This is a genomic window from Terriglobales bacterium (assembly GCA_035937135.1).
Taxonomy (GTDB): domain Bacteria; phylum Acidobacteriota; class Terriglobia; order Terriglobales; family Acidobacteriaceae; genus DASYVL01.
Window position 1 is genome coordinate 20,458 of the sequence record DASYVL010000169.1, and the last position, 8,251, is coordinate 28,708.

The 8,251-nt window shown below is 65.4% G+C and carries 8 protein-coding genes and 1 tRNA gene; 2 read left to right on the top strand and 7 right to left on the bottom strand.

Annotated features, from left to right (window positions below; translation table 11 throughout):
• Positions 1 to 61 precede the first annotated feature (61 nt).
• Positions 62 to 1,831 (bottom strand): long-chain fatty acid--CoA ligase, encoded by a 1,770-nt coding sequence (locus VGQ94_09920; protein ID HEV2022830.1) that lies wholly within the window; start codon positions 1,829 to 1,831, stop codon positions 62 to 64.
• Positions 1,828 to 2,487 carry a TetR/AcrR family transcriptional regulator gene (locus VGQ94_09925; GenBank protein HEV2022831.1) on the bottom strand — a complete coding sequence of 220 codons (660 nt, stop codon included), beginning with the start codon at positions 2,485 to 2,487 and terminating at the stop codon, positions 1,828 to 1,830. Before VGQ94_09925 ends, VGQ94_09920 begins: the two co-directional genes overlap by 4 nt.
• 270 nt (positions 2,488 to 2,757) lie before the next feature.
• Between VGQ94_09925 and VGQ94_09930 the strand changes: the two genes are divergently transcribed.
• Entirely contained in the window at positions 2,758 to 3,204 is a 447-nt protein-coding gene (locus VGQ94_09930; GenBank protein ID HEV2022832.1) for a redoxin domain-containing protein, read from the top strand.
• An 89-nt stretch (positions 3,205 to 3,293) separates the two neighbouring features.
• Positions 3,294 to 3,743, top strand: coding sequence for a tRNA (N6-threonylcarbamoyladenosine(37)-N6)-methyltransferase TrmO (gene tsaA / locus VGQ94_09935; protein HEV2022833.1), 450 nt, complete (start codon positions 3,294 to 3,296; stop codon positions 3,741 to 3,743).
• Between the two features lie 69 nt (positions 3,744 to 3,812).
• Here the strand turns inward: tsaA and VGQ94_09940 are convergent, their stop codons facing one another.
• From VGQ94_09940 to VGQ94_09960, 5 genes are all read right to left on the bottom strand, one after another.
• Entirely contained in the window at positions 3,813 to 4,481 is a 669-nt protein-coding gene (locus VGQ94_09940; GenBank protein ID HEV2022834.1) for an Ig domain-containing protein, read from the bottom strand.
• 56 nt (positions 4,482 to 4,537) lie between these two features.
• Positions 4,538 to 4,614: transfer RNA gene (locus VGQ94_09945), tRNA-Met, on the bottom strand.
• 63 nt (positions 4,615 to 4,677) lie between these two features.
• Positions 4,678 to 6,873, bottom strand: a complete 2,196-nt coding sequence (locus tag VGQ94_09950) for a xanthine dehydrogenase family protein molybdopterin-binding subunit (protein HEV2022835.1) — start codon at positions 6,871 to 6,873, stop codon at positions 4,678 to 4,680.
• A gap of 12 nt (positions 6,874 to 6,885) precedes the next feature.
• Complete coding sequence (locus VGQ94_09955) at positions 6,886 to 7,350, bottom strand: (2Fe-2S)-binding protein (GenBank protein HEV2022836.1); 465 nt, start codon at positions 7,348 to 7,350, stop codon at positions 6,886 to 6,888.
• A gap of 22 nt (positions 7,351 to 7,372) precedes the next feature.
• Positions 7,373 to 7,999, bottom strand: coding sequence for a hypothetical protein (locus VGQ94_09960; protein HEV2022837.1), 627 nt, complete (start codon positions 7,997 to 7,999; stop codon positions 7,373 to 7,375).
• Positions 8,000 to 8,251 lie beyond the last annotated feature (252 nt).

Sequence of the window (8,251 nt, forward strand, 5' to 3'; positions counted from 1 at the left end):
TCACACCCTTGGCCGAATGCTTGTCATCCCGAGCGAAGCGAGGGACCTGCAGACGGACCGCTCAGAGCGAAGGCACGACGTCGGGCTTCTCCTGCGCGTACAGCGCTTCGATCTGCGCACGGTACCGCTCCTCCACCACGCGCCGCTTCAGCTTCATGCTGGGCGTCAGCTCCCCGGAGGCGACCGAAAACTCATCCGGCACCAGCAGCACCTTCTTGAGGGTTTCGAACTGCGCCAGGCGCTGGTTGAGGTCGGCCACGATGCCGTCGAACAGCGCTCGGATCCTGGGTTCGGCGATCAACTGCTGGCGCCCGGCGAAGGCCACTCGGTTGGCCCGCGCCCAGTCCTCCAGCATGCGGAAGTCGGGGGCGAGGATGACCGACGCGAAGCGCCGCCGGTCGCCGATGACCACCGCCTGCGCCACCAGCGGATTCGCCTTCAGCGCATTCTCCAGCGGCTGCGGCGCGATGAACTTTCCGCCCGAGGTCTTGATCAGGTCCTTCTTCCGGTCGGTGATGGTGAGGTAACCCTCGGCGTCCAGGCTCCCGATGTCTCCGGTCTTGAACCAGCCGTCCTCAAAGGCGTTCTTGGTTTCCTCCGGCAGGTTCCAGTAGCTCTTGAAGACCGAGGGTCCTTTCACCAGGATCTCGCCATCCTCGGCGATCTTCACCTGGATGTTGGGAACCGGCCTGCCCACCGTGCCCAGCTTGTGTTCCGCTGGAGTGTTCACTGCGATGACCGGCGAGGTTTCGGTCAGGCCATATCCTTCGAGGATCACGATGCCCACCGAGGCAAACCACTCCGCCAGCTCCACCCCCAGCGGCGCTCCCCCGGAGATGTACGTCCGCACCCGGCCTCCGGAGTTCTTGCGCACCTTGGAAAACAGCAGGGCGTCGGCCAGCTTCCAAGCCAAGCCGGTGGGCTGCCTGCCCGCCAGAACCTCGTCCTTGTGGGCGCGGCCCACCCGCAGCGCCCAGTTGAAAAAAGGACGCTTCAGCGGAGGCCGGCTGCTGCGCTCGATGTAGGCGCGCGCCTTCTCGTAGATGCGGGGTACGCCTACCAGCACCGTCGGCCGCACCTCCAGCAGGGTTTGCGGCAGGCGGTCCAGGTCGGGACAGTAGGCGATGGTCACGCCGCGCTTGAAGAAGGTGTAGTCCAGGTGGCGCGCCGTGATGTGCGACAAGGGAAGGAAAGAGATTCCCACCTCCCCCGTCGTCCACTGGAAGCGGTCGATCTGCTCCAGGTTGGAGGCCAGGTTGCCGTGGGTGAGCATCACGCCTTTGGGCGTGCCCGTGGTGCCCGAAGTGTAGATGAGGGTCGCCAGGTCATCGGGGCCGATGGCCAGCGCGCGCGCGTCCAGCTCCGGGTCGCGGCTTTTGGGCTGGTTCACCATCAGCCGGTGCATCGGTATTCCCTCGGTGATGCCGATGTAATCCATCACCACGATCTTCTCCAGCGCCGTCCGCCCCTTGATGGAAAGCACCTTCTTGAGCTGGTCGGCGGTGGAGACGAAGATGACCCGCGCCCCTGAATCCTTCAGGATGTACGCGGTTTGCTCCCCGGTCAGCGTGGTGTAAATGGGGACGTCCACCGCGCTCAACATCAATGTGGCGAAATCGGCCACCGCCCACTCTGGGCGGTTCTCGCTGAGGATGGCCACCCGGTCACCCTTGCCGATGCCCCAGGCCGCCAGCGACCGCGCCGTCCCTGTCACGTCGCGGTAGAGCTCGCTGGCGGAGATGGAAATCCACTGGATGGTCTGCTTGAACAACATCTGGCGGTCGAGGTTGCGCTCGATCGCCGCGTAGAAGACCTCGTTGATGGTGTTCATGCTTCCGCCCGGGTCTCCATGCCCTTGAGGATCACGTCCACCACGGCGTCGGCTGCGCCCGCCAGGGGGTAGTCATGCTCGCTCAGCACCCAGGAGGTCACCATCTCATCCAGGGCGCCGAAGAAGCAGTTGGCCACGATCTTGTCTGACAGCCCGCGGCGGAAGACGCCCGCCTGCTGGCCCTCGCGCACCACCTCGCGGATTAGGTCGAAGTACTCGATCAGCCGCTGGTGCGAGAATTGTGCCAGAAACTTGGCGCTCTGGCGCAGCTCGGTCTGAAACACGATGGCCAGGTTGCGGTTGGCTCCCAGCGTCTCCAGGTGCAGTTGGGCCAGCCGCCGCAGGCGCTCGCGGGGTTCCTGTGTGCGGGAGAGCTCCGCCCGGGTGCGCTCCAGGAAGGCGGCGAACGCGGAGTCGATGGCCGCCATCAGGATCTGCTCCTTGTTCTTGAAGTAGAGGTAGATGGTGCCGTCGGCCACGCCCGCCCGTGCGGCGATATCCGTCACCCGCGCCTGAAAGTAACCGCTCTCCGCGATCACCTCTACCGCCGCGTCCAGGATGCGCTGGTACTTGTCGGAAGCACGCCCGGCGCGGGCGCCATTCTTGGTCCGCGCCTGTCGCGACGGATTCGTCTTGCTCAGGGACCGCGTCTTCACGGGTGGAAGAAGGCTCGCACCACTGTAACGGCTGGGGCCAGTCCGCGCAACGGCGTTGACGCAGGCGTCCGAGCGAGTTAGGCTTGCTCTCAAGCGCCCCTGAGAGGAGCCCGCTCTATGCGTAAAGTCCTGCTGACTGTGCTCGCTGTCGGTCTGGTTCTTACCGGCCTGCTGCAATCGCCCGATTCCCGCCAACTGCGAGCGGAGACCACCAAGAAAGCGCCCGCGCCCCCGCCGCCCTTGCCTCCGCCCACGGTCAAGCTCGGCGCGATGGCACCCGACTTCACCCTGCAATACTTCGATGGCAAGGGGCTGAAGGACGTTTCCCTCCACGACTATCGCGGCAAGAAGAACGTGGTGCTGGCCTTCTACATCTTCGCCTTCACCGGTGGTTGAACCCTGCAGATGAAGAACTTCCAGCAGAACCTGGCCAAGCTGGAAGCGACCGACACCCAGGTCTTGGGTGTGAGCATGGACAGCCCCTTCGCCAATAAAGCCTTCGCCGACTCCATCGGCGTCACCTTCCCCCTGCTCAGTGACTGGGGCGGGGAAATCACCCGCAAGTACGGCATCTACCACGAGAAGTACAAAGCGGCGCGCCGCGTCAACTTCCTGATTGATAAGGACGGCAAGCTGGCGGAGATCGCTCTCGACAAGGAAGCCATCGATCCCGCCAAGATCGTGGATGCGTGCGAGCGGCGCAAGCTGAAGAACTGATGGTGCGGGCGTTGCGCCGCTCAGCGCCAACGGCCAACGTCCAACGATAAAAGGCCAACGACCGTCTTTCCGAATGAGAAGGGCCCGACATGTTCGCGCCGCGGCCGATCGGCTTTGTCCGAAGTCACTATAAGGCGACCGGCGAAGTTCCCAAGGGACTGGGCGCCAAACACGAGGCCGAAGGCACGCTCGAGATTCTGCCGGAATTCGAGCCTGGCCTCACCGATATCGAAGGCATTTCCCACCTCTTCGTCCTCTGGGAATTCGACCGCGCGCAGGGTTTCGAACTGCTGGGCACGCCGCCCTGTGACAACCGCCCCCATGGTGTCTTCGCCACCCGCTCTCCCTGGCGGCCGAATCCCATCGGCCTCACCGTGGTCGAGCTGCTCCGCCGCGAGGGCTCGCGATTGCACGTCCGCGGCGTTGACATGCTCGACGGCACGCCCATCCTCGACCTCAAACCGTACCTCTCCAGCATCCCTGAGGAAAGGTTACGCCGCGGCTGGCTGGCGGAGGCAGAAACGCGCAAGAGCAAGTAATTCCGATTCTCTGAGCGCGTCTCTTTGGAGGTTTGACCGCTCGCACGTGGGGGCTGGCCCCTGCCGTGCTCACGGCACGTTCAACGGATCCTGGGCCTGCACCCGCGCGCGGTAGATCTTCTTCTTGGTCAGGTCTTCGCCGACGGCGTCCACGTGCACGATGTAGCGTCCACGCGGCAGCACCGTGTCGCCGCCGAATTCGATGTCTTCGTTCCTCGCCTGGGCGCGCAGGCTGTGATGCCGATAGCCCAGCGCGAACGCTTTCCCGACCTCATTCACCGCCACGATGATGAGCGTGACCTCGTATTCATCCTTGAGCCCATTGGTCAGCGTGACCGAACCGTGGATGCCGCCATCCCGCACCGCGGGCATGTCTTTCCATTTGACGACGAGCGGTGGCGGCACCCGCAGCGTGAACTCTTGTTCCGCCGTCTGCGGCGGCTTGCTCGCATCGGTCACCCGCACGGCGAAGGTCACGTCGCCGGTCGCTTCACACCTTCCCAGTACCCGGCCGGTCCCTGGCTCGAGCTTCAAACCTGCCGGCAGCCGCCCCTTCACGACCTCCCATTTGAGCGGCTCGCTGCCCGCGGTCGCGTGAAGCCCGGCGTCATATTCCTCGCCCAGGAAGCAATCGGGCAGGCGCGATTCCACGATTCGGATGGAGGACGCGGGCCTCGGGCCCAGCCCGACAAGCGCCAACGCCAACATCAGGGGGCTGGCCCAGCCTTTCACGCTCATTCCCTCATGATTGAAATGAAAATGGCCGCTTCAGGGTTTAGCCCTTCCGCGGCCGTTGGTTGCGGGGGGTGGATTTGAACCACCGACCTTTGGGTTATGAGCCCAACGAGCTACCAGACTGCTCCACCCCGCGTGGTCATGTTACCACGGCGATAGGGACGGTCAAACTCCAGCGCAAGCGCGCGCAGCAGCCAGCTCAGAGCGAAGTGAGCGGCAAGGTACGGTAGCGCTTGCCCGTCAGTTTTGCCAGCGCATTGACCACTGCCGGTGAGATTACCGGGACCGATGGCTCACCCACTCCGGTCGGCTTCTCGGTGCTGGGCACGATGTGGACATCGACTGCCACCGGTGCGTCGCCGATGTATGGCGGCCGGTAGCCGTCGAAGTTGCGCTGCTCCACCCGGCCGTCCTTCAGCGTGATCGCCCCCTTGGCTACCAGTTGTGACAGCCCGAAGGTCATCCCTCCCTGAAACTGGCTCTCGACGCTCAGCGGGTTGACCACCAAACCCGCGTCCACCGCAACGGTAACACGATGGATTCTGGGCCGCTGGTTCTCGATGGAGACGTCCACGGCGCAGGCCACACCGGTACTGAACGACTCATGGCAGGCGATCCCCACCGCGTGGTTCTTCGGCAGCTTGGTACGCCAGGCAGCGCTCTTCGATTCCATCAGGTCGAGCGCCGCGCGCACCTTCTTGGCGTCGGGGGCGAGCAGCTTGCGCCGGTAAGCGATCGGATCCGTCTTGGCGCGGGTGGCCAGCTCGTCGACCAGCGTCTCCATCACGAAGGCGGTGTGCGTGTTTCCCACCGAGCGCCACCACAGCACTGGCACATTCACCGTGGGATGGTGCGCCCAGACGTGCAGGTTGGGGATGGAGTAGTGGGTATCGGCCACGCCCTCGACCACGGTGTCATCCACGCCATTCTTGATGGCGCCGGCAAAGGGCGTCCCGGCCAGCAGCGACTGGCCCACGATCACGTGCCGCCAGGCGACGGGCATGCCGTCCGCGCCGATGCCGATCTCTGCGCGATGCGCGTGCATCGGACGGTAGTAGCCGCCCTGCACGTCGTCCTCGCGCGTCCAGATCAGCTTCACCGGGGTCCCGCGCACCCGCTTTGCGATCTCCGCCGCCTCGCGTTGCACGTGGGAATCCGTCACCGCGCGCCGCCCAAAGCCGCCTCCGGTCATCTCGGTGTGGAAGGTGACCTGTGCCGGCTTCAGGCCCAGAACTTCGGCGATGGCCGCCTGGTCCACGGTCTGGAACTGCGAGCCCGCCCACACCTCCGCCCGGTCGCCGTCGAAGCGCACGGTCGTGTTCAGCGGCTCCATGGGCGTGTGCGGCAGGTAAGGGAACTCGTACTCGGCCACCAGCCGGCGGGCGGCGGGGATGCCATCCATCGCTTTTGCATCGCCGACCGCGGCCGCGACGTTGCCGGGAGTTCGAGCCAGTTCTCTGTACTTCGTCCACAACTCCGAACTGTCGGCGCGTTCCAGTCCGGAAAGATTCCACTCCACCTGCAGCCGGTCGCGCCCCTGCTTGGCCGGCCAGAACGTGTCCGCTACCACGGCCACCGCGCTCCCGCCCTTCACCAGCGGGATCTCGAACACATCGCGCACGCCTTCCACGGCCCGGGCATTCTTGTCGTCGAAGCTCTTCACCTTGCCGCCGAAGACTGGCGGCCGCGCCACCAGCGCAACCTTCATCCCGGGCAGATCGAGATCCAGCCCGAATTTCATCGAGCCGTCGCACTTGGGACGGCTGTCGAGGCGCGGAGCCCCTTTCCCCACCAGGCGGAACTCCGAAGGCTTCTTGAGCCGCACCGTGACCGGCACAGGCATGCGCGCGGCCTCGCCGGCCAGTTCGGCGTATTTCGCCGACTGCCCGCCCGGGCCATGGACCACGCTGGCCTCCGTCCGGCACTGGGCGGGCGTGACCTTCCATTGCTTCGCCGCCGCCTCGATCAGCATGGCGCGCGCCCGCGCCCCCAACTCCCGGTATTGCTCGAAGGACGTCCGGATGGACCCGGATCCTCCCACCATCTGTATCCCCCGCATGGGATCGCGATAGATGTCGGCGGCCGGCGCCAGCTCCGCCACCACCTGCGACCAGTCCGCATCCATCTCGTCCGCCAGCAGAAGCGGCAGGGCAGTGTTGATCCCTTGACCGAACTCCAGCCGGTTCACCTGAATGACGATCTTCCCGTCCGGCCGGATCTCAACGAACGCCGCCGGCGGATACTTCACCTCACCCGCCGCGCCCGCACCCTGCGCCGTGAGCGGCAGATCCAGATACAGGGAAACCAGCAACCCGCCAGCCGCCGTGGCGGACACGGAGAGGAACGTGCGCCGGCTCACCGAACGTCTTGCTCGCGATTTGGCTTCCACTCTCATCACGCGCCTCCTTTACTTGAGCTGCCGCGCTGCGCTCTTGATCGCCTCGCGAATGCGGACGTAGGTCCCGCAGCGGCAGATGTTCCCGCCCATGGATTCCTCGATGTTGGTGTCGCTCGGATGCTGCGTGTGCTTGAGCAAGGCCACCGCCGTCATGATCTGCCCGCTCTGGCAGTAGCCGCACTGCACCACGTCGTGCTCGACCCACGCCTCCTGGACCACGTGTCCCACCGGATCCTGGGCCATCGCTTCGATGGTGATGATGGGCCGCTCGCCGATGTGCGACACCGGCACCACGCAGGAGCGAACCGCGACTCCCCCCACGTGCACCGTGCACGCCCCGCAGGCGCTGATCCCGCAGCCGTACTTCGTCCCCGTCAGTTTCAGGTGCTCCCGTAGCACCCACAGCAGCGGGGTGCCCGGGTCCGCGGCCACTTTCATCTTCTTGCCGTTCACGGTGAGCTGATAGGTTTCCATGGCGGATCTCTAAACCAAGCTTCTAGGGACAAGGGTTTCCGGCTTCCACCCAGCGGCGCGTCGCTGCCACAAACTCCGCGTGCGAGAGCGGAGGCACGGTGCGCGCGGTGCCGTCGGCGTGGCGTCCGGGGGCGAAGGCCCACAGAACCAGCGGTTCTGCCTCGTGATGCTTAAAAATGCCGGGCCCATCCAGCGCATGGTTCTTGCTGGAGTCGGTGAGGCTCGCGCAAACCGCCGCGCTGGATAGGACCTGATCGTTCTTGTCCTGCCACGCCATGGACAACGGCGCCAAGTGCCAGCGCTTCCCCCCGGGGACTCCGGTCGCGTCGGCATTCGCGTCCTGATGGCACGTCGCGCAGTTCAGCCCTGGAACGCCCCGGCCGTCCGGGCCGCGCACCACGTTGAACAGATGACGATGGCGGTCGTCGCCCTGCTGCGGATAGTTGGTGGCCGTGTGGCAGTTGATGCAGCGCGGATGCGTCAGCACCGAGTACATCTGCTGCCAGGCTGCCAGGCCGTCGTCGCGGCTTCGCTTTCCCGCGGGTTGCTGGGGAGTGGTCTGGGCCGGCGGGGGAGAAGCGCCTACCCAGGCAAGGGAAAGCAGGAAGAACAGCGTGACTGCGGAAGCCGTGGCGCGACCGCGCTTCATGAACAGCCTCCCATGGGCCCCGGTGCGTGAGTGTGACCCAGGCAACCGTCGCTGGCTTCAGCGATTGAGGGAGAGAGACCCGCAGTATGCGCGAGCGAAAATCGGTGTGTCAAGACCCGGCGGCGACGATGGAGAACGTCCAACCCTCAGTTGCGCAGCGCTTCACCGACTGCCACGTTCATCTGGCCGGTCTGCCCGAGGGCGAGAACGGCTGCTACGTCTCCCCGCGCCTGTTGCGCAGCCCGCTCTTCC